This window comes from Erythrobacter sp. RANMB8 (assembly GCF_056848235.1).
The window spans coordinates 49,229-75,123 of record NZ_JBREHG010000002.1 but is presented as its reverse complement, the minus strand read 5'-3'; the positions used below and the strand labels follow the sequence as shown (position 1 = coordinate 75,123).

Annotated in this window: 25 protein-coding genes; 20 read left to right on the top strand and 5 right to left on the bottom strand. The window is 65.2% G+C overall.

Annotation, left to right across the window (positions count from 1 at the left end):
* Positions 1-24: 24 nt before the first annotated feature.
* The 8 genes from rlmN (at position 25) to ACU0AG_RS03410 (ending at position 5,859) form a co-directional block, all read left to right on the top strand.
* Complete coding sequence (gene rlmN / locus ACU0AG_RS03445; protein ID WP_482780869.1) at positions 25-1,284, top strand: dual-specificity RNA methyltransferase RlmN; 1,260 nt, start codon at positions 25-27, stop codon at positions 1,282-1,284.
* On the top strand, positions 1,281-1,874 hold the full coding sequence (locus tag ACU0AG_RS03440) for a class I SAM-dependent methyltransferase (RefSeq protein ID WP_482780868.1): 594 nt from the start codon (positions 1,281-1,283) through the stop codon (positions 1,872-1,874). The genes rlmN and ACU0AG_RS03440 overlap by 4 nt, the downstream gene beginning before the upstream one ends.
* A complete protein-coding gene (locus ACU0AG_RS03435; RefSeq protein WP_482780867.1) occupies positions 1,871-2,509 on the top strand; it encodes an MOSC domain-containing protein in 639 nt (212 codons plus the stop codon). The genes ACU0AG_RS03440 and ACU0AG_RS03435 overlap by 4 nt, the downstream gene beginning before the upstream one ends.
* 134 nt (positions 2,510-2,643) lie before the next feature.
* A complete protein-coding gene (locus tag ACU0AG_RS03430) occupies positions 2,644-3,090 on the top strand; it encodes a glycine zipper 2TM domain-containing protein (RefSeq protein ID WP_482780866.1) in 447 nt (148 codons plus the stop codon).
* 126 nt (positions 3,091-3,216) lie between these two features.
* Positions 3,217-3,588, top strand: coding sequence for a glycine zipper 2TM domain-containing protein (locus ACU0AG_RS03425; RefSeq protein WP_482780865.1), 372 nt, complete (start codon positions 3,217-3,219; stop codon positions 3,586-3,588).
* A 102-nt stretch (positions 3,589-3,690) separates the two neighbouring features.
* Positions 3,691-4,458, top strand: a complete 768-nt coding sequence (locus ACU0AG_RS03420) for an SDR family oxidoreductase (RefSeq protein ID WP_482780864.1) — start codon at positions 3,691-3,693, stop codon at positions 4,456-4,458.
* Positions 4,455-5,117, top strand: coding sequence for a cytochrome b/b6 domain-containing protein (locus ACU0AG_RS03415; RefSeq protein ID WP_482780863.1), 663 nt, complete (start codon positions 4,455-4,457; stop codon positions 5,115-5,117). Before ACU0AG_RS03420 ends, ACU0AG_RS03415 begins: the two co-directional genes overlap by 4 nt.
* Positions 5,110-5,859, top strand: a complete 750-nt coding sequence (locus ACU0AG_RS03410; protein ID WP_482780862.1) for a molybdopterin-dependent oxidoreductase — start codon at positions 5,110-5,112, stop codon at positions 5,857-5,859. The genes ACU0AG_RS03415 and ACU0AG_RS03410 overlap by 8 nt, the downstream gene beginning before the upstream one ends.
* A gap of 141 nt (positions 5,860-6,000) precedes the next feature.
* On the opposite strand, the gene ACU0AG_RS03405 is transcribed toward ACU0AG_RS03410, so the two are convergent.
* Positions 6,001-6,474 (bottom strand): DUF1801 domain-containing protein, encoded by a 474-nt coding sequence (locus ACU0AG_RS03405; RefSeq protein ID WP_482780861.1) that lies wholly within the window; start codon positions 6,472-6,474, stop codon positions 6,001-6,003.
* Positions 6,475-6,520: 46 nt separating this feature from the next.
* On the opposite strand from ACU0AG_RS03405, the gene ACU0AG_RS03400 reads away from it, so the two are divergent.
* The 7 genes from ACU0AG_RS03400 to ACU0AG_RS03370 all read left to right on the top strand — a co-directional run bounded on the left by ACU0AG_RS03400 (position 6,521) and on the right by ACU0AG_RS03370 (position 15,942).
* Positions 6,521-7,753, top strand: a complete 1,233-nt coding sequence (locus tag ACU0AG_RS03400) for a class I SAM-dependent methyltransferase (protein WP_482780860.1) — start codon at positions 6,521-6,523, stop codon at positions 7,751-7,753.
* 57 nt (positions 7,754-7,810) lie between these two features.
* Positions 7,811-9,031, top strand: coding sequence for an argininosuccinate synthase (locus ACU0AG_RS03395; RefSeq protein WP_482780859.1), 1,221 nt, complete (start codon positions 7,811-7,813; stop codon positions 9,029-9,031).
* Between the two features lie 990 nt (positions 9,032-10,021).
* Positions 10,022-10,555 carry a septal ring lytic transglycosylase RlpA family protein gene (locus tag ACU0AG_RS03390; RefSeq protein ID WP_482780858.1) on the top strand — a complete coding sequence of 178 codons (534 nt, stop codon included), beginning with the start codon at positions 10,022-10,024 and terminating at the stop codon, positions 10,553-10,555.
* A 136-nt stretch (positions 10,556-10,691) separates the two neighbouring features.
* Entirely contained in the window at positions 10,692-12,056 is a 1,365-nt protein-coding gene (locus tag ACU0AG_RS03385; RefSeq protein WP_482780857.1) for a sodium:solute symporter family transporter, read from the top strand.
* 149 nt (positions 12,057-12,205) lie between these two features.
* Positions 12,206-13,435 (top strand): sulfotransferase family protein, encoded by a 1,230-nt coding sequence (locus ACU0AG_RS03380; RefSeq protein WP_482780856.1) that lies wholly within the window; start codon positions 12,206-12,208, stop codon positions 13,433-13,435.
* A gap of 495 nt (positions 13,436-13,930) precedes the next feature.
* On the top strand, positions 13,931-15,244 hold the full coding sequence (locus ACU0AG_RS03375; RefSeq protein WP_482780855.1) for a serine/threonine protein kinase: 1,314 nt from the start codon (positions 13,931-13,933) through the stop codon (positions 15,242-15,244).
* Complete coding sequence (locus tag ACU0AG_RS03370) at positions 15,241-15,942, top strand: PP2C family protein-serine/threonine phosphatase (protein ID WP_482780854.1); 702 nt, start codon at positions 15,241-15,243, stop codon at positions 15,940-15,942. Before ACU0AG_RS03375 ends, ACU0AG_RS03370 begins: the two co-directional genes overlap by 4 nt.
* 274 nt (positions 15,943-16,216) lie before the next feature.
* Here ACU0AG_RS03370 and uvrA read toward each other — a convergent pair whose 3' ends face one another.
* Positions 16,217-19,114, bottom strand: a complete 2,898-nt coding sequence (uvrA, locus tag ACU0AG_RS03365; protein ID WP_482780853.1) for an excinuclease ABC subunit UvrA — start codon at positions 19,112-19,114, stop codon at positions 16,217-16,219.
* Between the two features lie 183 nt (positions 19,115-19,297).
* Between uvrA and ACU0AG_RS03360 the strand changes: the two genes are divergently transcribed.
* Complete coding sequence (locus tag ACU0AG_RS03360; RefSeq protein ID WP_482780852.1) at positions 19,298-19,831, top strand: hypothetical protein; 534 nt, start codon at positions 19,298-19,300, stop codon at positions 19,829-19,831.
* A 286-nt stretch (positions 19,832-20,117) separates the two neighbouring features.
* Here ACU0AG_RS03360 and ACU0AG_RS03355 read toward each other — a convergent pair whose 3' ends face one another.
* The 3 genes from ACU0AG_RS03355 to ACU0AG_RS03345 are packed head-to-tail and all read right to left on the bottom strand — an operon-like array spanning position 20,118 to position 22,669.
* A complete protein-coding gene (locus tag ACU0AG_RS03355; protein WP_482780851.1) occupies positions 20,118-20,855 on the bottom strand; it encodes an ABC transporter ATP-binding protein in 738 nt (245 codons plus the stop codon).
* The gene (locus ACU0AG_RS03350) at positions 20,856-21,833 is read right to left on the bottom strand and encodes a FecCD family ABC transporter permease (protein ID WP_482780850.1); all 978 of its coding nucleotides are present in this window, start codon (positions 21,831-21,833) and stop codon (positions 20,856-20,858) included. It lies immediately after the preceding gene.
* Positions 21,830-22,669 (bottom strand): ABC transporter substrate-binding protein, encoded by an 840-nt coding sequence (locus ACU0AG_RS03345; protein ID WP_482780849.1) that lies wholly within the window; start codon positions 22,667-22,669, stop codon positions 21,830-21,832. The genes ACU0AG_RS03350 and ACU0AG_RS03345 overlap by 4 nt, the downstream gene beginning before the upstream one ends.
* 136 nt (positions 22,670-22,805) lie before the next feature.
* Between ACU0AG_RS03345 and ACU0AG_RS03340 the strand changes: the two genes are divergently transcribed.
* The 4 genes from ACU0AG_RS03340 (at position 22,806) to ACU0AG_RS03325 (ending at position 25,873) form a co-directional block, all read left to right on the top strand.
* Positions 22,806-23,927 (top strand): cell wall hydrolase, encoded by a 1,122-nt coding sequence (locus tag ACU0AG_RS03340; protein WP_482780848.1) that lies wholly within the window; start codon positions 22,806-22,808, stop codon positions 23,925-23,927.
* Positions 23,928-24,075: 148 nt separating this feature from the next.
* Positions 24,076-24,393, top strand: a complete 318-nt coding sequence (locus tag ACU0AG_RS03335) for a hypothetical protein (protein ID WP_482780847.1) — start codon at positions 24,076-24,078, stop codon at positions 24,391-24,393.
* 257 nt (positions 24,394-24,650) lie between these two features.
* Positions 24,651-25,613: a malate dehydrogenase gene (gene mdh, locus ACU0AG_RS03330; protein WP_482780846.1), complete on the top strand. Its 963-nt coding sequence runs from the start codon at positions 24,651-24,653 to the stop codon at positions 25,611-25,613.
* Positions 25,613-25,873: a hypothetical protein gene (locus ACU0AG_RS03325; protein WP_482780845.1), complete on the top strand. Its 261-nt coding sequence runs from the start codon at positions 25,613-25,615 to the stop codon at positions 25,871-25,873. Before mdh ends, ACU0AG_RS03325 begins: the two co-directional genes overlap by 1 nt.
* Positions 25,874-25,895 lie beyond the last annotated feature (22 nt).

Genomic DNA, 25,895 nt, shown 5'->3' with positions numbered 1-25,895 from the left:
AGGCGCACTATATGGCCGCCACCCATGGCCGACACTGCTCTCATGTCCATTCCGGGCCTCGTTGACCCGGTTCCCGCCACGCGCGACATCACGCCGCGCGCCGATGGCCGTATCGATCTGATCGGCCTGCCGCGCCCGCGCATCCGCGAGCTGTTTGCCGAGGCCGGGCTGGACGAAAAGGCCGCCAAGCTGCGCGCCAAGCAGGTGTTCCACTGGCTCTACCATCGCGGCGTCACCGACTTCGAGGCGATGACCGACATCGCCAAGCCGATGCGCCCGTGGCTCGCCGAACGCTTCGTGATCGGGCGGCCCGACGTGGTCGAGGCGCAGCATTCGGTCGACGGCACCCGCAAGTGGCTGCTGCGCACGGCTGACGGCCACGATTTCGAGATGGTCTTCATCCCCGACGAGACGCGGGGCACGCTGTGCGTCTCCAGCCAAGTCGGCTGCACCCTCACCTGTTCGTTCTGCCACACCGGCACGATGAAGCTGGTGCGCAACCTCACCCCCGGCGAGATCGTCGGGCAGGTGATGCTTGCCCGCGATGCGCTGGGCGAATGGCCGCGCGGGACGATGATCTCCGATGCCGACGCGATCGACGAGGATGACGAGGCGGGCCACTACACCGCCGACGGGCGCCTCCTCACCAATATCGTGATGATGGGCATGGGCGAGCCGCTCTACAATTTCGATCACGTGCGCGATGCGCTGACGCTGGTGATGGACGGCGATGGGCTCGCCCTGTCGAAGCGCCGCATCACGCTCTCGACCAGCGGCGTGATCCCGATGATGGAGCGCTGCGGGCAGGAAATCGGCGTGAACCTCGCGGTGTCCCTCCACGGCGTGCGCAAGGAAGTGCGCGACGAACTGGTGCCGCTCAACAAGAAATACGGCATCGAAGACCTGCTTCAGGCCTGCGCCGACTATCCCGGCGCGAGCAACGCCCGCCGCATCACCTTCGAATACGTGATGATCAAGGACAAGAACGACAGCGACGACGATGCGCGCGAGCTGGTCCGGCTGCTGCGGCAGTATAACCTGCCCGCCAAGGTCAACCTGATCCCGTTCAACCCCTGGCCGGGCGCGGGTTACGAAACCTCGACGCCGGAGCGCATCCGCGCCTTTTCCGAGATCGTGTTCCAGGGCGGTTTTTCGGCTCCCGTGCGCACCCCGCGTGGGCGCGATATCGACGCGGCCTGCGGCCAGCTGAAAACGACCGCGGAAAAGAAAAGCCGCGCCCAGCGCGACCGCGAGGCGGCTGCGGCGGCTACCGAGGGCGCTTGAGCACCGATCCGGCGACAATCGCGTTCTATCAGGACCGCGCGCCTTACTGGGTGTTCCATTCGGGCGAGCGGCACAGCCACCAGCTTGATACCTTCCTCGACCGGTTGCCCCCCGGCGGACGCGTGCTTGAACTGGGCTGCGGTGGCGGGCGCGATGCGGCGCGGATCAGGCAGCGCGGGTTCACGGTCGATGCGACCGACGCCACCCCCGCCCTCGTCAGGCGCGTCAACGAAGCCTTCGATCTTGGCGCGAGGGTGATGGCCTTCGACGAGCTGGAGGCCGAGGCCGCCTATGCCGGTGTCTGGGCCCATGCCAGCCTGCTGCATTGCCCCCGCGATGCCCTGCCCGATGTGCTCGTGCGCATCCGCCGCGCTCTGGTGCCGGGCGGCTGGTTCTTCTCCAGCTACAAGCTCGGCGACGGGGAAGGCCGCGACCTGCTTGGACGGCTGCACAATTTCCCCTCGCAAGAATGGCTGGTCGCCGCTTACGAGGCTCCCGGTTTCGTGATCGAAGCGCAGGAAACCTATGCGGGCAAGGCCAGTGACGGTACGCAGCGCGACTGGATCGATCTCATCGCGAGGACACCATGAAGCACATCGTCAGCGCCGTCTGCACCGGCACCGCCCGCCCCTTCAACGGCGCGGAGACCAGCGCGATTGCCAAACGACCCCGCGAAGGCGCGGTGCAGGTGCTGCACGAAGGGCTTGCACCCGACGAGCAGGCCGACCGCCGCGTGCATGGCGGGCCGGAGATGGCGCTGCACCTTTACCCGATCGATCACCATGAATGGTGGCGCGGGGAAATCGGCGATCACCCTGCCCTTGCGGAACCGGGCGGCTTCGGGTCGAACCTTGCCGTGAGCGGGCTGACCGAGGACATGGTGCATATCGGCGACCGCTTCCGCCTCGGCACCGCGCTGATCGAGATCAGCCAGCCGCGCCAGCCGTGCTGGAAGATCGAGCACCGCTTCGGCCACAAGGGCATGGTGGCGCGGATCGTCGAAAGCGGCCGCTGCGGCTGGTATTTCCGTGTGATCGAGCAAGGCGAGGTCGCCGCGGGCGATTCGCTCGAACGGATCAGCATCGGCGCGGCAGACTGGAGCGTTGCGCGGGTGTTTCACGCCATCATCGGCGGCAAGGCGAGCAAGGATGAATACGCCCAAATCGCCGTGCTGCCCGCGCTGAACCCGCATTGGCGCGAGAAAGCTGCAGCCCGTCTCGGCTGAGACACGGTTCACCTTGCGCATCCGCAAGATGAACAAAACTGGCCGTTTCCTGACAGCGCCATTCATCCCGCGTTCGACTTAACTGAACGAAAAAGGTCTCGCTCCATCGGGGAGCCGCCACAAGGGATAAGACCATGAAACACCTCGCCCTCCTTGCCGCCGCCGGTTCGCTGGCCGTGTTTGCCGCGCCGGCGCAGGCGGCCGAACTGCCCGCCGCACCGGCCTCCGCCACGATTTTTGCCGGCTATGACGCCGCCAGCCACCCTGTCTCGGCCACGGCCGGATATGATCGCGACCGCTGGGACGACCGCCGCGATCGCCGTCGCTGGAACGATCGCCGCCACCGCGATGACCGTCGCTGGCGCGACCAGCGCGGCGGTTACTGGCGCGGCGATGACGGTCGCTGGCGCTGCCGTCGCGACGACGGCACCACCGGCCTGCTGATCGGTGCCGGCGTCGGCGCGCTGCTCGGCCGCGAAGTCGACCGCCGGGGCGACCGCACGCTCGGCACCGTGCTTGGCGCGGTTGGTGGCGGGTTGCTCGGCCGCGAGATCGACCGGGGCGACGTCCGCTGCCGCTGAACATGACGGCCGGGCGGGCTTCCGGCTGACGACAAGCCCGCCCCGCCGCCCTGCGCTTTGCCTGCCCGGTAACATCGGGCAGCATCCGGACCTCTCCATCACGCAGACAAACCGAAAGGACCTGCCATGAAGAAGATCGCCATCCTCATCGCCGCCGGAGCCATGCCCCTTCCGCTGGCGACCCCGGCCCAGGCCGATCCGCCGCCCCACGCCCCCGCCTGGGGCAAGCGCGCCAAGGACCGCATCTATGACGATCGCGGCCGCTATCTCGAACCGCGCCGCCTGTCGCGCAATGACCGCATCTGGCGCGATGGTGACCGCTATTACTGCCGCCGCGATAATGGCACCACCGGTCTGGTGATCGGCGCAGGCGTCGGCGCGCTGCTGGGCCGCACGATCGACACCCGCGGTGACCGCTCCGCCGGCACCCTGCTCGGCGCGATTGGCGGCGGTCTGATCGGCCGCGAGATCGATCGCGGAGAGCTGCGTTGCCGCTGATGCCGCACTGACAGCAATCGGGCCGCGTGTAGCTCCCCGATTGAAGCGCGGCCCGCTCACTGTTAGCGCTGGCATCATGGCTCCAGCACACATGCATATTCCATGACCTGCCCCGCCGTTCTCGTGACCGGCGGGGCGACCCGTATCGGCGCAGCGATTGTCCGACGGTTTGCCGCTGCCGGCTGGCATGTGGTGATCCATTACCGCAGTTCGGCCACACAGGCCGATGCGCTGGCCGCGACCCTGCCCTCTGCCGAAACCATCGGCTTCGACCTGTGCGACGATGACACCGCCGTAGCCGCCGTTACCGCGCTGGCGGCGCGGCTGCCCGAATGGCGCTGCCTCGTCAATTCGGCCTCGGTATTCGATTACGACAGTGTAACCGCGCTCGATCCTGAGACGAACCGGGAGGCGATGCAGGTCAACGCACTTGCCCCCGCCCGCCTTGCGCAGGCCTTTCTCGCCCATGCCGCCGCCGCAGGGGGCGTGCGCAGCGTGATCAATGTCACCGACATGAAGATCGCCAACACCAACCCCGATTTCTTCAGCTACACCATGGCCAAGCACGCGCTGGCGGCGACCATCGGCATGATGGCCAAGGCCGAAGCCTTCGCCGGAGCGCGGGTCTATGGCCTTGCCCCCGGCGCGATCCTTGCCAGCCACGACCAGCGCGAGGAGGAGACCGATGTCTCCCACCGCATGAACCTGCTGGGCCGCAAGACCGGCGCTGGCGAGATCGCCGATGCCGCGCTGTTCCTCGCCAGCGGCGCGCTGAAAAGCGGGGAGAGCCTGTTCATCGACAGCGGCCAGCACCTGCTCGACCAGCCGCGCGACGTGATCTGGCTCGCCCGCGAGGCCGCCGGGGCATGAAGCAGCACGCGCTCTCCACCCGCCTGTGGCACTGGGTGAACGCGGGCGCGATCATCGTGCTGTTCATGAGCGGGCTGAACATCTCCAACGCCCATCGTTACCTCTATTGGGGCAATTACGGCTTCGATCCGGCAGATGCCTGGCTGAAAGTGGCGAAGTTCCCCGCCTGGGCCACGATCCCGCAGCATTACAACCTCGCCGTGGCAAGGGACTGGCACATATTGGCGGCGTGGCCCTTCGCGATCGGCTTGCTGTTCATCTGGATCGCGATGCTGGCGAACGGGCATTTCCGCCGCAGCCTTGCAACCACCCCGCGCGACTGGACGCCGGGTGCGATGATCGCCTCGCTCAATTCCCATACGACGGATGCCGGGGGCTACAATCCGGTGCAGCGCATTCTCTACGGCATGGTGTTCGGCGTGCTGCTGCCGCTGATGGTGGTCACCGGCCTTGCGATCAGCCCGGGGTTCGAACCTGCCGCGCCGTGGATGGTCGAGGCGCTGGGCGGACGGCAGAGCGCCCGCTCGCTCCACTTTGTGGCCGCATGGGGCCTGTTCGGCTTCTTCGTGATCCACATCGTGCTGGCGCTGGCCAACTGGCGGCTGATCGCAGCGATGATCACCGGCGGCAAGCCCGGCGAGGAGCGCGGCCATGCCTGACCTTCCCCGCCGCTCGCTGCTCGCCGGGATCGCTGCGCTGGGCGTCGGTGCCTGCGCGAAGATCAACGACAGCGAGGCGACCCAGAGCCTGATCGACGCTGCCGAGAGCTGGCACCGCACCGCACACCGCACGCTGGCGGGGCGGCAGGCGCTTGCGCCCGAGTATGCGCCGCAAGACCGTTCCCCCACCTTCAAGGGCAATGGCTCGCTGACGGTGGATGATCCGGCGTATCGCGATCAGCTGGCCAAGGGCTTTCCCGACTGGGTGCTGACCGTCGGCGGGCTGGTGGAACAGCCGCTGTTCTTCACCCTTGCCGATCTGCGCGCCCTGCCGCAGCGCAGCCAGATCACCCGCCATGATTGTGTCGAGGGGTGGAGCGCCATCGGCGAATGGACGGGGCCGCAGCTGTCGACCCTGCTCGATGCCGCCCGCGTGCGCGAGGATGCGAGGTTCATCGTGTTCCGCTGTGCCGACCGCCTTTATGGCCGGGACTATTACGAGAGCATCGACATGGTCGATGCCTATCACCCGCAGACCATCATTGCCCACGCGCTGAACGGCGAACCCCTGCCCGAAAAGAACGGTGCCCCGCTACGGGCGCGGATCGAACGGCAGCTTGGCTACAAGCACGCCAAGTTTCTCACCGCGATCGAGGCGGTGGCGAGTTTCGACGATATTGGCGGCGGCAAGGGCGGGTTCTGGGAGGATCTCGCCGGTTACCAGTGGTATGCGGGGATCTAGGCTGTATCGACATCCAGATGATGACGCGCCGAAAATGGGGCGATTTCCGGACCCGGAGCGCAGCGGCCTTTCTGGCCGTGAGCACCGGAATGCCGGAAAGCGGGGCATTTGCAGGCCGTCAGGGCTGGATGTCGATGCAGCCTAGGCCGGGTAGCGCCAGTTCATCTCTTGCCAGTCGTTGCGGATCATCTCCTCAAGCACGGCAAGGTCGATATCGGCCAGCTTGTTGACATAAAGGCAGCTTTTGCCGCGTGAGTGCTTTCCCAGCCGCTCAAGCGCGTCACCGTGTTTCTCTCCCGTCTCCGCATCGCAATACCCGCCCATCAGGTAGATTGAATGCTTGGCTTTGCGAGGGCTGAAGCCGGTGCGCATCCAGTGCACATCGCGCCCGCTCTCATAGGTGGTGCGCACTTCGCCGTAGCCGATCATCGTCGGCCCCCACATCTTCGGCACCTCGCCCGTCACCCGGCGGAACAGCGCGTCGAGCACTTCGGCGTCGGCGCGTTTGGCCGGCGGCTCTACCGCAGCGATGAACGCTTCGACCGGAACGTCGGTGATGGTGGTCTTGGCCTCTGCCATGCTGTCAGCCCTCCCCTTGCGCCCTTGAACAGGCATGCGTTGCGGCTATCCTTCTAGCACGGAAAACGAAGAAAGGCGCCTTATGAGCAAACCCCTTCTCGATCGCTTCCTGTCCCGCGCCGTGCGCAAGGGCCGCCTTGGCGTGGTGTTTGCCGATGGCAGCTCTGCCACCTTCGGCACCGCAGCGGCAGGATTTCCCGACATCGTGATCCGCTTCACCGATGCCGGCGTGCCCCGCGACATCGTGATGGACCCGCGGCTTGGCGCGGCAGAGGCCTTCATCGATGGCCGCCTGCTGATCGAGGAGGGCGATGTCATGGGCCTCGTCAGCCTGCTGCGCGCCAATAATGCGTGGGACAAGGGCGGCGATCTGGTCCGGCCCGGCACGATCAAACGGCTGGTGAGCCGCGCCGGCTTTGCCGCCGAACAGATCAACAACCGCGTGCGTTCGCAGCGCAATGTCGCGCACCATTATGACATCGGCAATGATCTCTATGCGCTGATGCTGGATGGTGAACACTGGCAGTATTCCTGCGCCTATTGGGCCGATGGCGTCACCACGCTGGCCGAAGCGCAGGGCGCAAAACTGGCGCATATCGCGAAAAAGCTGGCGCTGACCGCCGGACAGCAGGTGCTTGATATCGGCTGCGGCTGGGGCGGGATGGCGATCCATCTGGCAAGGGCGCACAATGTCCATGTCACCGGCATCACCCTGTCCGAAGAACAGGCTTCGCTCGCCCGGCAGCGGGTGCAGGCAGCGGGCGTGGCCGACCGGGTCACGATCCTGCTCGAAGACTATCGTGACACCGCCGCTTCGGGCCGCCGGTTCGACCGGATCGTGTCGGTCGGCATGTTCGAACACGTGGGCCGGGCGCAGTTCGACACCTTCTTCGCATGCTGTGCACGGATGCTGGAGGATGACGGCGTGATGCTGCTCCACACCATCGGCCGGTTCGGCGGGCCGGGCACCACCGATGCCTTCACCCGCAAATACATCTTCCCCGGCGGCTATATCCCCGCCCTTTCGGAAACACTGGCCGCCAGCGAGAAAGTGCGCCTGATCGCCTCGGATATCGAGACGCTGCGGCTGCATTACGCCAGGACGATCCGCTGCTGGTATGCCAACTGCCTCGCCCACCGCGATGCGATCATCGCCATGCATGACGAGCGGTTTTTCCGGATGTGGACCTTTTATCTCGCCGGAGCTGCGACAGTCTTCGAACATGGCAGCATGTGCAATTACCAGATCCAGTACATCCGCAGCCGTCATGCCCTGCCGGTCACGCGGGACTATCTGCTCGGCCAGAATGCTTGACAAGGCGGGGAGCGGCTGCGACCGGCGCTCGCGCCTTTTCATATCAGGAACCCCACCATGGCCCAACCCCAGAAAGTCGTCCTCGCCTATTCGGGCGGTCTCGATACCAGCGTCATTGCCAAGTGGCTGAGCGTGGAGCGCGGGCTGGAGGTCGTGACCTTCACCGCCGACCTGGGGCAAGGCGAGGAAATCGAACCCGCCCGTGCCAAGGCCAAGGCCATGGGCATTGCCGACGATCACATCTTCATCGAAGACCTGCGCGAGGAATTCGTGCGCGATTTCGTTTTCCCGATGATGCGCGCCAATGCCCGTTATGAAGGCGACTACCTGCTCGGCACGTCGATCGCCCGCCCGCTGATCTCCAAGCGGCTGGTCGAGATCGCGCATGAAACCGGCGCCGATTTCATCGCCCACGGCGCGACCGGCAAGGGCAATGATCAGGTGCGCTTCGAACTTTCGGCCTATGCGCTCGATCCGGACATCAAGGTGATTGCCCCGTGGCGCGAATGGGATCTCACCAGCCGCACCGCGCTGATCGCATGGGCGGAAAAGCACCAGATCCAGGTCCCCAAGGACAAGCGCGGCGAAAGCCCGTTTTCGACCGATGCGAACCTGCTGCACACCTCGTCCGAGGGCAAAGTGCTGGAAGACCCGTGGCAGGAAACCCCCGACTACGTCTATTCGCGCACGGTCAATCCCGAAGACGCGCCCGACACGCCCGAATACATCACCATCGATTTCGAAAAGGGTGACGGTGTCGCCCTGAACGGCGAGACGATGAGCCCCGCCACGCTGCTGACCGCACTCAATGAACTGGGCCGCAAGCATGGCATCGGTCGGCTCGATCTGGTCGAAAACCGCTTCGTCGGTATGAAGAGCCGCGGGATGTACGAGACCCCTGGTGGCGAAATCTACGCCCGCGCACATCGCGGGATCGAACAGATCACGCTCGATCGCGGCGCCGCGCACCTCAAGGACGAGCTGATGCCGCGCTATGCCGAACTGATCTACAACGGCTTCTGGTTCTCGCCGGAACGCGAGATGCTTCAGGCCGCGATTGACCATTCGCAGGACAAGGTGACCGGCACCGTGCGGCTGAAGCTCTACAAGGGGCTGGCCAGCGTGGTGGGCCGCAAATCGCCCTATTCGCTCTATTCCGAAGCGCACGTCACCTTCGAAGACGACGCCGGTGCCTATGATCAGAAGGATGCGGAAGGCTTCATCAAGCTGAACGGCCTGCGCCTGCGTCTGCTCGCGCGCCGCAACCGCGACGCCTGATCGCATTTCCGGTGGGAAACACCGAGTCGCCGCGCGCGTCGCGGCGGCGTGGAGGCTATGATCCGGTGATGCGGCGGCCTTGTGGTTCCCGGGATGGGCTCGCGTCGCGCTGAATGCGACGAAGCGTTGACTTATCCACCCTCGTCCACAGGCGAGTTGCTTGAAAGTGGAAAACTCGGGCTTCCGGTTGTTGTCAGAACGCCGATTCAGGCGCACTTTGAACCTGTCTTCGGGACACGAAGCAACCGGAACGAAAAGCCGCAAGGCCTTGAAGTTACCGGGGTTTTGATCCCAGGGATGGCGGTGGAACCAGTCCCCGCGCTCATCGAGAGACGGCATGCAAGAGGCTGCGGCCAAATGCAAGCAGGCTCGTTTGAGAAGAGCGCGACGCGGTAACACCGGACAGGTCAGGAACCTGGGCAGGCAGAAATGCAGCGGAACGGCGAAAGCCCCCAACCCGTCGCAATTCAGCCGGTTAAAGGGACAAGACCTCGGCCAGGCGACTGCGCATGGCAGCGGAAAGCGGGCAGCCTTCGGGCAGAAGCGCAACGCGGCAGGGCAGGAGCGAAAGCCGGATGCCGGCGCGAGCGCCGGTGACAAATCTCTGGCAAGGCCGGTCGCAAGACGCAGGCAGCAAGAGGCTAGACATCGGGCGCCAAGCATGGCCCGCGAGCAAACGGAGCTGAAGGTTCGCCGGAAGCATCGCTAGCGGAGGGTCATCCACACGCCGGTGAGAGTGGGGTCGGCAGCAATGCCGGCCCCATTTGCATTGCGCCAACCCTTGCGCCGTTGCCTCCGGATACCCCGCCATCGCATCGCGCCTCTGCGAGTCGTGGTCATCAGAAATCCGCAATTCCCCCTATCGCACGACAACCACCGCCATCGTTTCGCCGCATTTGAGGGGCGCTTCGTGCCGCAAACGCGCATCACCGGCGATGAAACGCAGGCCCGGTTTGCTTTCGGTAAGCATCCCGACCTATCCGCCGCGCCATGCGGAGGGAAAATCGCATCCCGGCCTTGCGTGCCATCAGCCTGCAATCGGCGGTTATCGCCGCTTTGCTGGGTTTGGCGCCGCTTGGTGCCTCCAGTGCGGCCTCGCCCGATGCCGGTGCCTTGCGGGCCGAACCGGCTGCCAGCGCGGCTGTGATCGAGCTTGTTCCGCTCCAGCCTTCGGCAGACGTCACTGTCCCTGCCCCGACGCCCGAAGCCCCGTCTGCCCCGCAGGAAACCGTGCTCGGCAGTGGCAGCGCATCCTATTACGCTGCCAAGTTCGATGGCCGCCGCACCGCCAGCGGCGAGGTATTCGATAATGACGCCATGACAGCGGCGCATCGCACCCTGCCCTTCGGCAGCCTTGTGCGGGTGCGCAATCCGGCCAACGGCAAAAGCGTGGTGGTGCGGATCAATGATCGCGGCCCCTTCACCCGCGGCCGCCTGATCGATGTCAGCCGCGCCGCTGCCGACGAACTGGGCATGGTTGCCCGCGGCCACGCCACGGTGGAACTGGCGCTGATCGAAGACTGATCGCGCGCGGGCCACCTGCAACGGCCTCTTGCGCACGCCTCTCCCGCAGCTAGTTAGTCTCCTGCAAACACGATCCTGACGGCATGCGCCGCCAGCGCGTCTGCGGGGGAATACGGCCATCACTCTCACACTGATAATGCTCTATGTCGCCGCCCAGATCGCGCTGGCGGTGTGGGCCGGACGCGGGGCAAGATCCGATGCCGATTACCTCGTCGCCGGACGCAGCCTCGGGACGGGCGCGGTCGGCATGTCGCTGTTCGCGACGTGGTTCGCCTCGGAAAGCCTGATCGCAACCTCGGGCGAAGTCGCCCGCGACGGGCTTGCCGGCGCCCGCGCAGAACCCTTTGCCTATGCCATCGGCATCCTCGCGATCGCGCTGTTCTTCGCCTACCGGCTGCGCAGCGGCGGGTTCATCACCATCGCCGATTTCCTGCGCGACCGCTTCGGCCCGAAGACCGAGGGGCTGGCCGCCATCGTCATCGCCCTGTCGGCCACCACCTGGTCGGCCGCGCAGCTGTTCGCCTTCGCCACCATCATCGCCAGCGCATCGGGCCTCGATTTCACCACCGCGCTGATCGGGGCGACGCTGCTGGTGATGACCTATACCCTGTTCGGCGGGCTGGCGGGCGACGTGGTGACCGATATCGTGCAGGGCGCGATCATCATCGCCGCGATCTGCGTGCTGTTCGCGCTGATGGTCGATGCATCGGGCGGTGTGACCGCGATGCTCGCCGCCGCCCCGCCGACAGCGTGGAGCTTCACCGCACCCGGCGAAAGCTGGATCGACCGGGTGGAGCTGTGGCTGATCCCGATCGCCGGCACGATGGTGAGCCAGGAGGCGCTGTCACGCACCCTCGCCGCCCGCTCGCCCGAGGTGGCGCGCAAGGGGGCCATGCTGGGCGCGGCGATCTACCTCACGGTCGGCCTGATCCCGGTGAGCCTCGGTCTGTTCGGGCCGCAACTGGCGCCGGTTCTGGGCGTGACGCTGGGTGCGGACGAGGCCTATCTGCCCAGCCTGGCCGAGGCCTTGTTCCCGCCATGGCTGCTGATCATCTTCACCGGCGCGCTGGTCTCGGCCATCCTGTCCTCGGTCGATTCCGCGTTGCTGGCGGTGTCGGCGGTGATGACCGAAAGCGGGTATCGCCGGATCAACCCCGCCGCCTCGCCGCTGTCGATGCTGCGCGCTGCCAGAGCCTCGACCGTGGGGGCTGCGGCGGTGGCCGCGTTGGTCGCGGCGCAGGGGGAATCCTTGCGCAACCTCGTGCTCGATGCCGGAGCGATTGCCGCTGTGCTGGCGGTGCCGATCATCGTCGGGCTGGCGCGGTGGTCGGCGTCCGGACGGGCCGCGACAGGCGCGATCATCGCGCAGCTGCTGGTGCTGACGGTGCTCGACTATGTGATGGGCGTGCCGGGCGCGTTCCTGTGGATGATCGCGGCGGGCGCGGCGGTCTTTGCCCTCATCACGCTGGCACACCGGAAACCCGCCCCTGCCCGCGCCTGAGCGGCCGAAGGGAAAGCGCCCTCGCCCACGTTAGGCTCCTGATTGTTCTTACAAAGCTAACTCCGTTCAGGACTCATCCCTAGTGGCCGCAGGTATCCCCGGCGGCCAGACACAGGATGGCGGCGGGGGCGCAACGGGAGCGAGACACGGTGTTCTATCTGCATATTCCCAAGACCGGCGGCCAGACGCTGGCCCGCCGGCTGGCCTCGGCCTTCCCGCCCGGGCGCGCCCATTTGCAGCAGGACCAGTTCACCTTTCCGGACGACAGCGCCGCCCTCGATAAGGTGCTCAAGCGTCACGATTTCGTCGAGGCGCATGTCACCGGCGAACTGCTCGCCGGACGCCGGATTGCCGACCTGCTGGTGACGGTGCGCGATCCGGTGGCGCAGATCATCTCGAACTACCGCCACATCCGCCGCGAGCCGCACCGTCGTCTGTCCCGCGCAGCGCGCGAGCTCGATCCGGGCACGTTTTTCGACCATTTCGGTGACTTCTTCGCCGACTTCCAGACGCGCTACCTGCTCTCGGCCTTCATCCCGCTGGGGCTGGAGGAGCAGCGCCTCGGGATCTGGCACACCGCCTCGCGCCACCTGCCCGCGATCCTCGACAAGGTGCGCTGGCTGGTGCCGACCGCGCGGATCGACGCCTTTGTCCCGCTGTGGGAGGTCGAGAGCGGGCGGCGTGTGGCGGAGCCTGCCTATGCCACCAACCACGCCCCGCCCGACGATGTCGATCTCCCCGCGCTGGAGGCTGCGATCCGTTCCCGCATCGGCCTGTTCGCGCTCGACAACGTGCTCTACCAATATGCGCAGAGCCGCTTTGCCGCGTGGTCCGCGGCGGTGGCGGAGCAGCGCGCGCCGTGGAATTACCCCGCCAACGCCTCGCAGGTGTTCCGCCGGGGCACGAGCGGCGTGTGGCTGCGCGAGGGGTGGTATCCGGCCGAGCCGACGGCGATTGGCCCGGGCCACTGGGCCGGCCCCTCGCGCCGCAGCGATCTCGCCATCCGTCGCACCAAGGCCCTGAACCGCCTGAGTTTCGAGGTGCTCGTGATCAACGGCATCACCTTTGCCGATATCGCCGCGCATGATGCCGCGACCTTCGCCCCCTTGCCCGTGCGGCGCGAGGAGGTGGCGCGGGATCGCTGGCGGTATCACGTCGATCTGTCCGCCCTGCCCGAGGATTGCGGGGTGGCGCTGATGGTTCCCGATTGCCTTGCCGCGATCAATGTCTTTCCCGCGGGCGAGCATGCGGGGCTGGAGCGGCGGAGCTTTCTGGCGGCGGGGTGGAGCCTTGCCGAAGCGCCGGTCGCAAGGCCCTCCCCGCGAAAAATCGAGCGGGCCGAGGGGCTCGCCGGGGCCGAGGCCCTGCCGGCAGAGTAGCGGGGGTCTAACAGGGGTCTAAAGGGGGTCTAAAACGGGCTGGCGGAGCAATGTTTCACGCCTAGCGCCCTGTTATCGCGTGATTTTCAATGTTTCACGCGGGGTTGAGGCCGTGTTGCCGCGGGGCCGTGCACTGCTGCCCCTCTGCCCTGCCCGCCCCCGACCGACGCCGTGGCGGCGATGCCACAAGCGCGGGCGCCGTCACCAAAGCACAAGCAAACCGCCCCGCCCCCGCAGGCGCACCCCCTCACCACCGCCCCGAGGCGCTTGCGCATGGCCCGCGAGCGGGGAGCCGGAGAGCGAGCGCAGAGCTCGGGCGCGGGGTGAGGCCTGCGCGTGCAGGCTGACGCCTGCGCGGGAGGGTATGTCGGGGGTGGGGTGTAGGAAAGGGGGACTCGCGGAGCAGAGCACTTGAGACGGATTCGTGGTACGAATTTGTCAGGGGATTGTTCGTTGAGTAGTGACGATAACGAACTTGGAATGGGGCGCAAAAGCATGAAGGTAATCGAAACACTTGGGAGTGGCGGCTTCGGCATCGTTGAACTGGTGGAAGATGGGGAAGGACAGCGATTCGCACGCAAACGCTTCTCCGTGGCCCAGCAACTGCCGCCCGATTTGATCGAGAATGTCAGAAAGCGCTTTATTCGAGAGGCGCAGCTACAATCCGGGATAAACCATCGCCATATCGTACCAATCGTTGGCGTGGATCTTGCGGGCGAAGCGCCTTCCTATCTTATGCCTGTGGCCGTCTCGACGCTAGAAAAAGACATCGCAAATAAAGTTGTGACGCAGGCAGAACTCCTCTCTGTCGTCTCTGACATCGTCTCAGGCCTAAACGAAATGCACTCTATGGAAATGTACCATCGCGATCTGAAGCCACAAAATGTCCTACGTTTCGAAGATGAAGATGGGGAAACATTTTACGCGATTAGCGACTTTGGCTTCGTTTCACTTAACGACTCACGCCTATCAGCGTTAACGCATACTGGGATGGCGAAAGGTACTGACTATTACACGGCCCCAGAGATTACCAAGGATTTGCGCCTCGCTAGCGCAGCAACTGATATCTATTCCTTGGGATGCATCATGCATGACGTTGTCGGCGCAGAAGACCGGATACCTTGTGGAGAAATCAAGGAAACCACTCCGTTCGGCCCGCTGCTTCGGAATTGCACGCGGAGCATTCCACAAAAACGCTTCAAGTCTGTAGCAGCTGTGCGGGACGTGCTGGCTTCCATCGACGCTGAGCTACCCCCAGCAGAGAATGCAGATACGGTAAACTTAATCGAAGCTCTCGAGAACGGAGATATTAACAAAAAAGTTATTGATGAGATCGCAGATTTTTGTGAAGATAATTTAGATACAAACGATGGAAATCTCCTTTTCCGTCGAATAACAATCGATAATATTGACGAAATGTATAAAATAGATCCTTTGAAATCAAATCAAATTGGGTTGATTTTTTCATCTTGGGTAGCCGAGGGTTCGTTTAATTTTGATTACTGCGATGTCTTAGCAGACCGACTTTCCTGCTTTTTCAGAAACGGAGATTTAGCTTTACAAGCGGAATGCTTGTTGGCGCTTCTAAAGATGGGTACGGCGCACAACCGCTGGTACGTCGAAAGAAAATTCATGCGACTATCCGGACCTACTATGGAGACCGCCTTAGCCAAGAGGTTCGTTGTCGAGCTGAAAGCTACTGGAGGAGAAATCTGCTCAACGGTCGACCACCTAGAAAGTTCAATCGGAGTGAGTCGAACGGGATTACATCCACTAATCGTCGATGCGTTAGAGAGTATCTGCGGGTGACTTCGTTCGCGCACTACACAGATCGCGGCCCCCGATCTCAAAACGAAGATCGCGTCATCGATTTGCAGTCGTCAACTTTTCGCCTGATTGGCGTAGCCGATGGACTTGGTGGTCACCTTGGTGGCGCCGAGGCCGCAGGCATCGTGGCTACGATCGCCCTTACGTGCAAAGAAGCAAGTGCCTCTGCACTTGCAGAAGTGCTGAAGCGCGCGCACGATAAGATAAGGAGCGTGCAGTCGCAAAACGAGAAATTGCGATCCATGGGAACGACCGCCACCATTGCTGCAGTCAGCGACTTAAAATTGAGCGGCGCGCATGTTGGCGATACCCGATGCATCCTGCAGAGAAAAGATGGGATCATTCGACTTACTCAGGAGCACACCGAAGCGTTCCGATTATTTAAGTCAGGCAAGCTATCAAAAACCGAGTACGAAAACTATCCTCGCAGAAACATTCTCGATAATGCATTAGGATCTCAGAAAGCCCCATACATTGATGAATTTAACTATGACCTAGAACCTGGTGACAAAATTGCGATTGTATCGGATGGAATTCATGAGATATTGAAGTTACGAGAAATGATCCCTCTTTTCAAAAGTGCAAACAATGCTCAAGAAATTGTTGAAAATATAATTTCTCAAGTCACAGCAAGAGGCCCTGAAGACAACTTCAGTATAGTCACGGCAGTGGTAGGATAAATCGGCGATTACCTAAACGATTTACCGCCTCATCCCCTCGCTCAAGATCGGGGCGGGTTTCAATATAAATCCGAGCACCGCCCCCTTTGTGGCTTTGTGGCTTTGTGTGAGCCAAAAAGCCGAACCCCGGCCTGCGCCGGCGTGACGGGTGGTTGGGGTAGCCGCAGCCGCCCCTCCACCATCCTTCGGATGGTCCCCCTCCCCTTGAGGGGAGGATTGCGCTTGTCTCTTGCCCACCCCCGGCCCCTCCCGCAAGCGGGAGGGGAGTTTGGATTTATTTCGCCAGCAGCGGCTTGAGATACTGCCCCGTAAACGACCGCGGCTCCTTCACCACCGCTTCCGGCGTGCCCACCGCGACAATCTCCCCGCCGCGCACCCCGCCCTCGGGGCCCAAGTCGATAATCCAGTCGGCGGTCTTGATCACGTCGAGGTTGTGCTCGATCACCACGACCGAATTGCCGCCCTCGACCAGCCGGTGCAGCACTTCGAGCAGCTTTCGCACATCCTCGAAATGCAGGCCGGTGGTGGGTTCATCGAGGATGTACAAGGTCTGGCCGGTGCTGCGGCGGGCGAGTTCCTTGGCCAGTTTCACCCGCTGCGCCTCGCCGCCCGATAAGGTCGTCGCCTGCTGGCCGACCTTGACGTAGCCGAGGCCGACTTCGTTCAGCATCCGCATCTTCTCGCGGATCGACGGCACGGCCTTGAAGAACTCCTCGGCATCCTCGATCGTCATGTCGAGCACGTCGGCGATGGAGTGGCCCTTGAACTTCACCTCCAGCGTCTCGCGGTTGTAGCGCTTGCCGTGGCATTCCTCGCAGGTGACGTAGACATCGGGGAGGAAGTGCATCTCGATCTTGATCAGGCCGTCGCCCTGGCACTTCTCGCAGCGGCCGCCCTTGACGTTGAAGGAGAAGCGCCCCGGCTTGTACCCGCGCGCGAGGCTTTCGGGGAGGCCGGCGAACCAGTCGCGGATCTGGGTGAAGGCGCCGGTGTAGGTGGCGGGGTTCGATCGCGGGGTGCGGCCGATGGGGGACTGGTCGATCTCGATCACCTTGTCGCAATGTTCGAGGCCGGTGATCGCGTCATGCGCGCCCGCGATCACGCGCGCGCCGTTGAGCACGCGGGCGGCGCCGGCTTGCAGGGTGTCGATGGTGAGCGAGGACTTGCCGCTCCCGCTGACGCCTGTGATGCAGGTGAAGGTGCCGAGCGGGATCTTGGCGGTGACGCCCTTGAGGTTGTTGGCGCGGGCGTTCTTGACCGTGATGTGCTTGCCATTGCCCTTGCGGCGGGTGGCGGGCACTGCGATCTTGCGCTTGCCGGTGAGGTAATCGGCGGTGAGCGATCCCTTGGCCTTGAGGATGTCCTTGAGGCTGCCTTGGGCGACCACCTGCCCGCCGTGCACCCCCGCGCCGGGGCCGAGATCGACGATGTGATCGGCGGTGCGGATCGCGTCCTCGTCATGCTCGACCACGATCACGGTGTTGCCGAGATCGCGCAGGCGTTTGAGGGTTTCGAGCAGGCGGTCATTGTCGCGCTGGTGGAGGCCGATGGAGGGCTCGTCCAGCACGTAGAGCACGCCCGACAGCCCGCTGCCGATCTGGCTGGCGAGGCGGATGCGCTGGCTCTCGCCCCCCGACAGGGTGCCGCTGGTGCGGTCGAGGTTGAGGTAATCGAGGCCGACGTTGTCGAGGAAGCCGAGCCGCTCGTTGATCTCTTTCAGGATGGCCTTGGCGATCTGCGACTGCTGCGGAGTGAGCTGCGCGTCGAGGGCAAGGAACCACGCCTTGGCGTCCGCGACGCTCATGGCGACGGGGGTGGCGATATCGGTCCCGGCGACCTTGACCGAGAGCGCCTTTTCATTGAGACGCTTGCCGCCGCAGGTCTCGCAGGGTTGCGCGGTTTGGTACTTGGCGAGCTCCTCCTGCATCCACGCGCTTTCGGTCTGCATCAGGCGGCGGTTGAGGTTGCCGATGACGCCCTCGAACGGCTTGTGGACGGTGTATTCGCGGCGCCCGTCCTTGAAGGTCAGCGGCACCGGTATCCCGCCCGTGCCGTGGAGGATGATGAGGCGCTGTTCGGGGGCGAGGTCTTTCCACGGGGTCGTCAGGTCGAAGCCGTAGGCCTTGGCGAGGCTGGCGAGCACCTGCATGTAATAGGGCGACGGCGGGTTGGACTTGGCCCAGGGCACCACCGCGCCCTGCTTGAGGGTCAGGCCTTCATTGGGCACGACCAGCTGCGGGTCGAACAGCATCTTCTCGCCGATGCCGTCGCACGCGGGACAGGCACCTTGCGGGGCGTTGAAGGAGAACAGGCGCGGCTCGATCTCCTCGATGGTGAAGCCGGAGACCGGGCAGGCGAATTTCTCGGAGAAGACGATGCGGTTGGCGGGCAGGCCTGCGCCTTTCATCGCGCCGCCGCTTTCGGCCTCGCCTTCGCGCCCCGGCACCACGCCATCGGCCAGATCGACATAGGCAAGCCCCTCGGCCAGCTTCAGCGCCTGCTCGAAGCTTTCCGCGAGGCGCGTTTCGATGCCCTCCTTCACCGCGATGCGATCGACCACCACCTCGATGTCGTGCTTGAACTTCTTGTCGAGCGCGGGGGCATCCTCGATGGCGTAGATCTCCCCGTCGATCCGCACGCGGGTGAAGCCCTGCCGCTGCCATTCGGCCAGCTCCTTGCGGTATTCGCCCTTGCGCCCGCGCACCACCGGCGCGAGCAGATAGAGCCGCGTGCCTTCGGGAAGGGCCATCACCCGGTCGACCATCTGGCTGACAGTCTGGGCGGAAATCGGCTCGCCGGTGGCGGGCGAGTAAGGCACGCCGACGCGGGCCCACAGCAGGCGCATGTAATCGTAGATCTCGGTCACCGTCGCCACGGTCGAGCGCGGGTTGCGGCTGGTGGTCTTCTGCTCGATGCTGATCGCAGGGGACAGCCCGTCGATATGCTCGACATCGGGCTTCTGCATCATTTCGAGGAACTGGCGCGCATAGGCGCTTAAGGATTCGACATAGCGCCGCTGGCCCTCGGCATAGATAGTGTCGAACGCGAGGCTCGACTTGCCGCTGCCGGACAGGCCCGTTACCACGATCAGCGCATCGCGCGGCAGATCGATGTCGATACCCTTGAGATTATGCTCGCGCGCTCCGCGCACACTGATTTTGGTGAGGCTCATGGAAAGGGTCTGTTCCGGAAATGTTCGTGGCGGTCAAGGCCGGTGCGGCGGGGTATCCGCGGGCCTGTAGGAAATGGGATCGGGTTGTGCCGGTGCAACGGGCGAGACGCGGGGAGGTTTCGGGCCCGTGCCGGTTTTCCCGTGGCATCCGTCCTTCCGCTTGACTTGCGCGTCTCATCGCCGATGACGCCCTACCTCGATTACCGGCAGCTTTCCGGCCTTTGGGGCGGCGACATGGTGCGCGAGGAGCACAAGCGCAAAACCTACCGGCCGGATGCGACGCATTACAGTGAGGTGATCGAATACAAGTGTTCGGAGGTCAAAGGCACCAGACGCGACAATGTCGCCGCTGGAACACGCGGTCGAGCCTCGACATCGACCGTCACAGCGCCGGTCGCACCGGCACGGTCGCCTGTTGCCGTTCGCCCAGCCGAGCAGCCTGAGTCGCTTCCCGTCACCTCAGAACAGGCATTGGCCGAAATCGCCACCCGTGAAAGGCTCAACCGCGAGCAGGTCGCTTTCGCGACAAAGCAGAACGCGGAAAATGCCGCCGCCAAGGCCGCCTTTGAAAAGGCCACCGCAGAACGCGAGGCCACCATCGCCGCACAGAAGGCCGAGGCCGAACGCAAGCAGCGCGAATACGAAGCAGCCATGGCGAAATGGCGCGCAGATGTTGAGGCGTGCCAGAAAGGCGACCTAAGCAGATGCGGACAATGAGCATTGCTCACCGGACAATTTTTCCAGCCCAATCTGATGATTAAGCAATTTTAATCGCCCAAAACCCCCACCCTACAGAAAATCTGAAGTCGTCAAACTGCGTGCCGTGGGCCACTGGAGAGTCCTCTTTGCCGGTCTCCAGCCGGGGCCTTTCAGGGTCGCAACCTGGCTATTCAGCAGAGATCTGGTCAGGGACCGGGAAACACACTTGGGTACCCCAAAGCCCGCCTCGATGTTTCCCGGTTCCTAACTTGCCACCGGTTTCCCTGACCGGTCACCAACGCCCCTAATCGGTCAGCAGAGCTTGCGCGCCGGTGTCTCCCAGCCAGCGGGCATTGACCCCCCAGCCTTCGGCGATGATGTGCGGCGCGAGTGCCTGTGCGGGCGAGCCGTCGGCGATCAGGTGGCCTTTCTTCAGCACCAGCACGCGGTCGGCATGGTTCATCGCCAGCCCCAGATCGTGGAGCACCACCACCACCCCCTGCCCCGCCGCCGCGCAGGCCTTGAGGTGGGCGACGAGGCCCAACTGGTGCGCCAGATCGAGCGCGGCGAGCGGTTCGTCGGCGAGGATCCACTGCGGCTCGCCCGCCAGCACGCGGGCCAGCAGCACGCGCGCCCGCTCTCCGCCCGAAAGCTGACTGACCGGGCGATGGCGCAGCGGCTCAAGCGCGAGGGCCGCAATCGCCGCCTCGACCGCCGCATCCCCGCGATCGCGCCATGGCAGACGGCCCAGCCGCACAAGGTTCTCCGCCGCCACATCCCACGCGATGTCCGGCACCTGCGGCAGGTAGCCGATGGCCTGCGCACGGGCGCGGGGATGGAGCGCGGCGAGCCTTTGCCCGCCCAGCGTCACCTCGCCCTCCGCAGGGGCGAGCAAGCCTGCCAGCCCCAGCAGCAGCGATGATTTGCCCGCGCCGTTGGGGCCGACAATCGCGGTGATCCGGCCGGGTTCGAGCGCGGCGGACAGGCGCTCCACCACTCTCGTTCCGCCGCGTATCAGCGTGAGGTTTTCCGCCGCCAGCATCTAGAGCCGCCCCCGCCGCATGCGCAGCAGCAGCCACAGGAAAAACGGCGCACCGATCAGCGACAGCGCGATGCCGAGCCTGAGTTCGGTCACCAGCGGCAGGATGCGCACCGCGCTGTCCGCCGCGAGCACCAGACATGCGCCAGCAAGCGCGCTTGGGCCGATCAGGCTCGAAGGCAGACGGTCGGTCAGCGGGCGCACCAGATGGGGCACCACAAGGCCGACAAAGCCGATGATCCCCGCCACCGCCACCCCCGCGCCGACGGTCAGGCCGACGCCCAGCACCAGCAGCACCAGCAGCCGCGCCGGATCGACCCCCATCGACCGCGCCGCTTCCTCGCCCAGCGTCAGCGCATCGAGGCTGCGCGCCGCCAGTGCCAGCACGGCGATGCCCGCGAGGGTGAGCGGTGCGGCCAGCCACACCTCGCGCCACGAACGGTCGGTCAGCGCGCCGTTGAGCCACATTACGATTTCCGACAGGGCAAAGGGGTTGGGCGCGAGGGTGATCGCCAGCGCGGTGAGTGCGCCTGCGAGGCTCGCCAGCATCAGCCCGGCAAGGGTGAACAGCGCGATCCCTCCGCCCGCGCCGCTGCCGGCGTCCGATGTGGTGCGGCCTGCGATCAGCGCCAGCGCGGCCATGCCGGTGCCGGCTCCGGCGAGCGCGGCGACCGGCAGCGCCCAGCTCGCGCCGAGCCAGAAACTCGCCACCGCGCCCAGCGCCGCCATCGGGGCGATGCCGAACAGGCCGGGATCGGCGAGCGGGTTCCTGAGATAGCCCTGCATCGCCGCCCCCGCAGCACCCAGCCCCGCGCCGATGGTGATCGCCAGAACGGCACGGGGCAGGCGCAGTTCGGCGAGGATCAGCGCCGCGTTCTGCGGCATGTCGCCGAATGGCGCGATCCACACCCTCCCCGCCAGCAACGATAGCGGCACCAGCACCGCCAACACGCCTGCAAAGACCAGCGCGGCTCGGTTCATGGCCGTGCCTCTGCCGCATCGCGGATGTCGCGCAGGCGGGCGCGGGCCTTGGGAATGGTCGGCCCGCCGCAATAGAGCAGCGCGGGGTCGAAATCGGCGATCTGCGTGGACTTGAGCGCCCCTGCCAGCAACGGATGGCGTTGCCCCGGCGCATCGCCTGCCACCAGCAACACTTGCGGCGGATCGGCGAGCAGCGTCTCCAGCCGCACCGCATCGGCCTGCCCCAGCCCGCGTGCGGCGGCATGGCTGGCAAAGCCCTCTTCGCGCAGGAGCTGCGCAATGAGCGTCGTCTCGCCCGCGACGATCTCGCCCGGTTGCCACAGCAGCGCGCTGACCGAGGGGCGCGGATCGGCGGGCGGCGCGCTCATGCGCGCAGCAAGCGCCTCGCCCGCATCCGGCTTTCCAGCGAGCGCGGCCACTTCGCGCACCTGCGCGATGCTTTCGGCGACCGTGACAGGGCTGCCGAAGGTTGCGACGGTCAGTCCCGCCCGCTCAAGGGCGGTCTTGGTGGGCTGCGGCAGGTAGATCGAGGCGAGCACGAGATCGGGCCGCAGCGCGATCACCTCCTCAGCCGTGCCGCCCGTGACGCCATATCGCCGCGCCACCGCCTGCGGGATCGAACTGCCGCCCGGATCGCGGCTGTAATGCGACAGGGCGAGCACCTGCGAGGGGTCTGCCACCTCCACCAGAATGGCGTCGAGACAGGGGTTGAGGCTGACGATCGTGGGCGACTGCGCATCACCTTGCGGCGCGGCTTGCGGCGCGCAGGCGGCGAGCATCAGGGCGGCGATTGCGCCGGCCAGTCCCGTCCCCAAACTGCTGTGATCCCGCGCCATGTCCGGCTGTGGCGATAGGGCGGCGGGCCCAAACGCGCAACGCCTTAAGACCTGCCGGAGAGGTGTCCCCAATCGGGACGCGGGGGTGCGCCGCCCTCGCCCTGCCAGCGGCTTGGGCGTAGGGCGGGATGACACCATGCCCGCCGCCCGCCGCCCCTCCTCTGCTTCGCCCGCGCAGCCTGCCCCGCGCACAGGCTGGCGCAAGCGGCTCGCGGTGCTGGTCGCGGCGATTGCCGTGCCCGCGATGGCGGCCACCGGCGGGGTCGGCACGCTGCCCGGCCCCGCGGTCGAAAGCACCGCCGCGCTCGCCACCCGCGCAGCCGCCGAAGCCGCGCTGCCGTTCGAGCGGCCGGGGATGAGCTTTCCCGGATCGGCCTATTACTACATGGCCGACCCCGCAGGCAGCGCGCTGCTCGCCCTGCCCACAGCCGATCCGCTGGCCACCGGCGCCGAGGAAGGGCGCGAGCTGGGCGCGCTGATCGATGTCGGCGTGGCGGCCAGGCCGTTCTTCGCCCCCGGCACCGGCATCACCGCGATGCGGGCGCAGGAATGTCTGGCGCAGGCCGTGTGGTACGAAGCCGCCAGCGAAAGCGAGGCCGGCCAGCGCGCCGTGGCGCAGGTGGTGCTCAACCGCGTCGCCCACCCCTCGTGGCCATCGAGCGTGTGCGGCGTAGTCTATCAGGGATCGGAACGCAGCACCGGTTGCCAGTTCACCTTCACCTGCGACGGCAGCCTCGCCCGCCGTCCTTCGGGGGCAAGCTGGGCGCGGGCGCAGCGGATCGCCGCCGATGCCCTGAACGGCAGCGTCTATGCCCCAGTCGGCCTTGCCACGCATTACCACACGCTCTGGGTCAATCCTTACTGGGCAGGCACGCTCGACCATATCGGCACGATCGGCGCGCACCGGTTCTACCGCAATCGCGGTGCGGGCGGGACGGCAGCGGCCTTCACCAATGCCTATGCGGGCCTCGAACCGGTGGTGAGCGGGCGCACGACCCCGCCGCCTGCCGCCCTGCCCGACGCGGCCATGCCCGCAGCAGGGCGTCCGGCGATTGCCTATGATCTGGAACCCGTGCCGGTGCGCGCACAGGGCAAGCCGGGCGCGAAAGCCCCTGCCGCTGCCCCTGGCGCGCTCCCCGCAACCCCGCCGACAGAGCCTTACACCGGGGCAGGCGCGGTCAAGGCCGAATATGCCAAGGCGGGCCAGTGGAAGGCGCGCCCCGCCATAACCCCCGCCGTAACCCCCGCAGGCGAATAGCGGCTGGCGGCCCCGCGCAAGATGCGCAAAACAGGGTTAAGACCCGCGAAACCCTGTTGCCACACCAAGCCTTAGCGGCACAGGCACTAGAGCCTGCTGCACGAACTGCTCCGCCGTGAGAGCAGATGCCAAAACGGGAAGCCCCTTGATGTCCGTCCGATTTGCCCCTGCCCGCAATGCTGTGCGCCGGATCGGCTGGCACGCGGCGGGACGCGGGTTGATCGCCCCGGCACTGGCGCGGGCGGTGAACGATAATGGCGCAGCCCATCCGCCCGCTGCGGCCTTCGACCCGCTGCTGGCAGAGGCGCTTCGGCACTTTGCCGTGCACGGGCTTGCCGCAGCCGAGGCTGCCCGCGATGCCGCCGAGGAAGCGGCGCGCCGCGGCGACGGGCAGAGCAAGGCGCACTGGCTCGCGATCACCGGCATGTTCGACCGCCGCCTCGCCGCGCGCACCCGCTGCGACTGATCCGTCCCTGACCTGCCTGACCTCACGGCACCCGTGATAGGGTGTTTCCCTGATGCGACAGCCCGAATGGCTTAATGCAATTGCGAACTGTTTGCAAAGATAGTTGCCGCATCCGACCTTTTGATGGTTGCAAACCCGTTTTGAGAGGCCTACCGCCGCTTTTGTAACGGGTGCCCAGCCGCTTGGGACGGAAGGCAGGCACCGGCGTGTCACGCCTTGTCACTTCGTCCCGAGAGATTTGGGAAGGAAGTCCTCACATGGCCCGCAAGAAAATCGCCCTCGTCGGCGCCGGCAATATCGGCGGCACGCTCGCTCACCTCGCAGCATTGAAGGGCCTTGGCGACATCGTCCTGTTCGACGTGGCCGAGGGCATTCCGCAGGGCAAGGCTTTGGACCTCAGCCAGTGCGGCCCGGTCGAAGGCTTCGACGCCTCGATCACCGGATCGAACGACTATGCCGACATCGCGGGCGCGGATGTGGTGATCGTCACCGCGGGCGTTGCGCGCAAGCCGGGCATGAGCCGCGATGACCTGCTCGGCATCAACCTCAAGGTGATGAAGGCGGTCGGCGAAGGCATTGCTGCCAACTGCCCCGATGCCTTCGTGATCTGCATCACCAACCCGCTCGATGCGATGGTCTGGGCGCTGCGCGAGTTCTCGGGTCTGCCCGCCAACAAGGTCGTCGGCATGGCCGGGGTGCTGGATTCGGCGCGCTTCGCCACCTTCCTCGCGTGGGAATTCGGCGTCAGCGTCAAGGACGTGAACGCCTTCGTGCTCGGCGGCCACGGCGACACGATGGTGCCGGTGCTCAGCTACTCGACCATCAACGGCATCCCCGTCGCGGACATGGCCAAGATCAAGGGCATTTCGGAAGAGCGCCTCGGCGAGATCGTCAAGCGCACCCGTTCGGGCGGCGGCGAGATCGTCGCGCTGCTCAAGACCGGCTCGGCCTTCTATGCGCCCGCCACCAGCGCCATTGCGATGGCCGAAGCCTACCTCTACGACCAGAAGCGCATCCTCCCCTGCGCGGTGCAGGTTGACGGCAAGTACGGCGTCGATGGCCTCTATGTCGGCGTGCCGGTGGTGATCGGCGCGAACGGCGCTGAGGAAGTGATCGAGATCAACCTCACCGGCGAGGAAAAGGCCAACCTCCAGGTCAGCGTCGACGCGGTCAAAGAACTGCTTGAGGCGTGCAAGGCGCTGGATAGCTCGCTGGCGTGATGACCCTCCTCCTCTACATTGCTGATAATCTGCCAAGTTATTTGGTCATCAGCATTATTTTGACTCTGAGCTTAGCAGCTACAATCCGGGGTCAATGGTGGGGGTTTTTGATCATCGGTCTGTTTTTAATGAGTATCGTGGGCAACTTCATTGGCAATACATTTACCGCTGAACAAGGCATCTGGTACGCCTTGAGTGCTGTCACAGCGATGCTGATTTGCTGGTTAACGCGCCCTGTAAAAGAACCTGAAGCAGATTGACGCTGCGTCTCACGGAGAAATT

Bases quoted from the DNA above. Each gene is read 5' to 3' on its own strand.
- ACU0AG_RS03415 (WP_482780863.1), top strand. From the start codon at position 4,455: ATGAAGCAGCACGCGCTCTCCACCCGCCTGTGGCACTGGGTGAACGCG.
- ACU0AG_RS03400 (WP_482780860.1), top strand. From the start codon at position 6,521: ATGAGCAAACCCCTTCTCGATCGCTTCCTGTCCCGCGCCGTGCGCAAG.
- ACU0AG_RS03420 (WP_482780864.1), top strand. From the start codon at position 3,691: ATGACCTGCCCCGCCGTTCTCGTGACCGGCGGGGCGACCCGTATCGGC.
- mdh (WP_482780846.1), top strand. From the start codon at position 24,651: ATGGCCCGCAAGAAAATCGCCCTCGTCGGCGCCGGCAATATCGGCGGC.
- ACU0AG_RS03325 (WP_482780845.1), top strand. From the start codon at position 25,613: ATGACCCTCCTCCTCTACATTGCTGATAATCTGCCAAGTTATTTGGTC.
- ACU0AG_RS03410 (WP_482780862.1), top strand. From the start codon at position 5,110: ATGCCTGACCTTCCCCGCCGCTCGCTGCTCGCCGGGATCGCTGCGCTG.
- ACU0AG_RS03360 (WP_482780852.1), top strand. From the start codon at position 19,298: ATGACGCCCTACCTCGATTACCGGCAGCTTTCCGGCCTTTGGGGCGGC.
- ACU0AG_RS03405 (WP_482780861.1), bottom strand. From the start codon at position 6,474: ATGCCTGTTCAAGGGCGCAAGGGGAGGGCTGACAGCATGGCAGAGGCC.
- ACU0AG_RS03430 (WP_482780866.1), top strand. From the start codon at position 2,644: ATGAAACACCTCGCCCTCCTTGCCGCCGCCGGTTCGCTGGCCGTGTTT.
- ACU0AG_RS03395 (WP_482780859.1), top strand. From the start codon at position 7,811: ATGGCCCAACCCCAGAAAGTCGTCCTCGCCTATTCGGGCGGTCTCGAT.
- ACU0AG_RS03335 (WP_482780847.1), top strand. From the start codon at position 24,076: ATGTCCGTCCGATTTGCCCCTGCCCGCAATGCTGTGCGCCGGATCGGC.
- ACU0AG_RS03390 (WP_482780858.1), top strand. From the start codon at position 10,022: ATGCGGAGGGAAAATCGCATCCCGGCCTTGCGTGCCATCAGCCTGCAA.
- ACU0AG_RS03340 (WP_482780848.1), top strand. From the start codon at position 22,806: ATGCCCGCCGCCCGCCGCCCCTCCTCTGCTTCGCCCGCGCAGCCTGCC.
- ACU0AG_RS03375 (WP_482780855.1), top strand. From the start codon at position 13,931: ATGAAGGTAATCGAAACACTTGGGAGTGGCGGCTTCGGCATCGTTGAA.
- uvrA (WP_482780853.1), bottom strand. From the start codon at position 19,114: ATGAGCCTCACCAAAATCAGTGTGCGCGGAGCGCGCGAGCATAATCTC.
- ACU0AG_RS03425 (WP_482780865.1), top strand. From the start codon at position 3,217: ATGAAGAAGATCGCCATCCTCATCGCCGCCGGAGCCATGCCCCTTCCG.
- ACU0AG_RS03350 (WP_482780850.1), bottom strand. From the start codon at position 21,833: ATGAACCGAGCCGCGCTGGTCTTTGCAGGCGTGTTGGCGGTGCTGGTG.
- rlmN (WP_482780869.1), top strand. From the start codon at position 25: ATGGCCGACACTGCTCTCATGTCCATTCCGGGCCTCGTTGACCCGGTT.
- ACU0AG_RS03345 (WP_482780849.1), bottom strand. From the start codon at position 22,669: ATGGCGCGGGATCACAGCAGTTTGGGGACGGGACTGGCCGGCGCAATC.
- ACU0AG_RS03385 (WP_482780857.1), top strand. From the start codon at position 10,692: ATGCTCTATGTCGCCGCCCAGATCGCGCTGGCGGTGTGGGCCGGACGC.
- ACU0AG_RS03355 (WP_482780851.1), bottom strand. From the start codon at position 20,855: ATGCTGGCGGCGGAAAACCTCACGCTGATACGCGGCGGAACGAGAGTG.
- ACU0AG_RS03435 (WP_482780867.1), top strand. From the start codon at position 1,871: ATGAAGCACATCGTCAGCGCCGTCTGCACCGGCACCGCCCGCCCCTTC.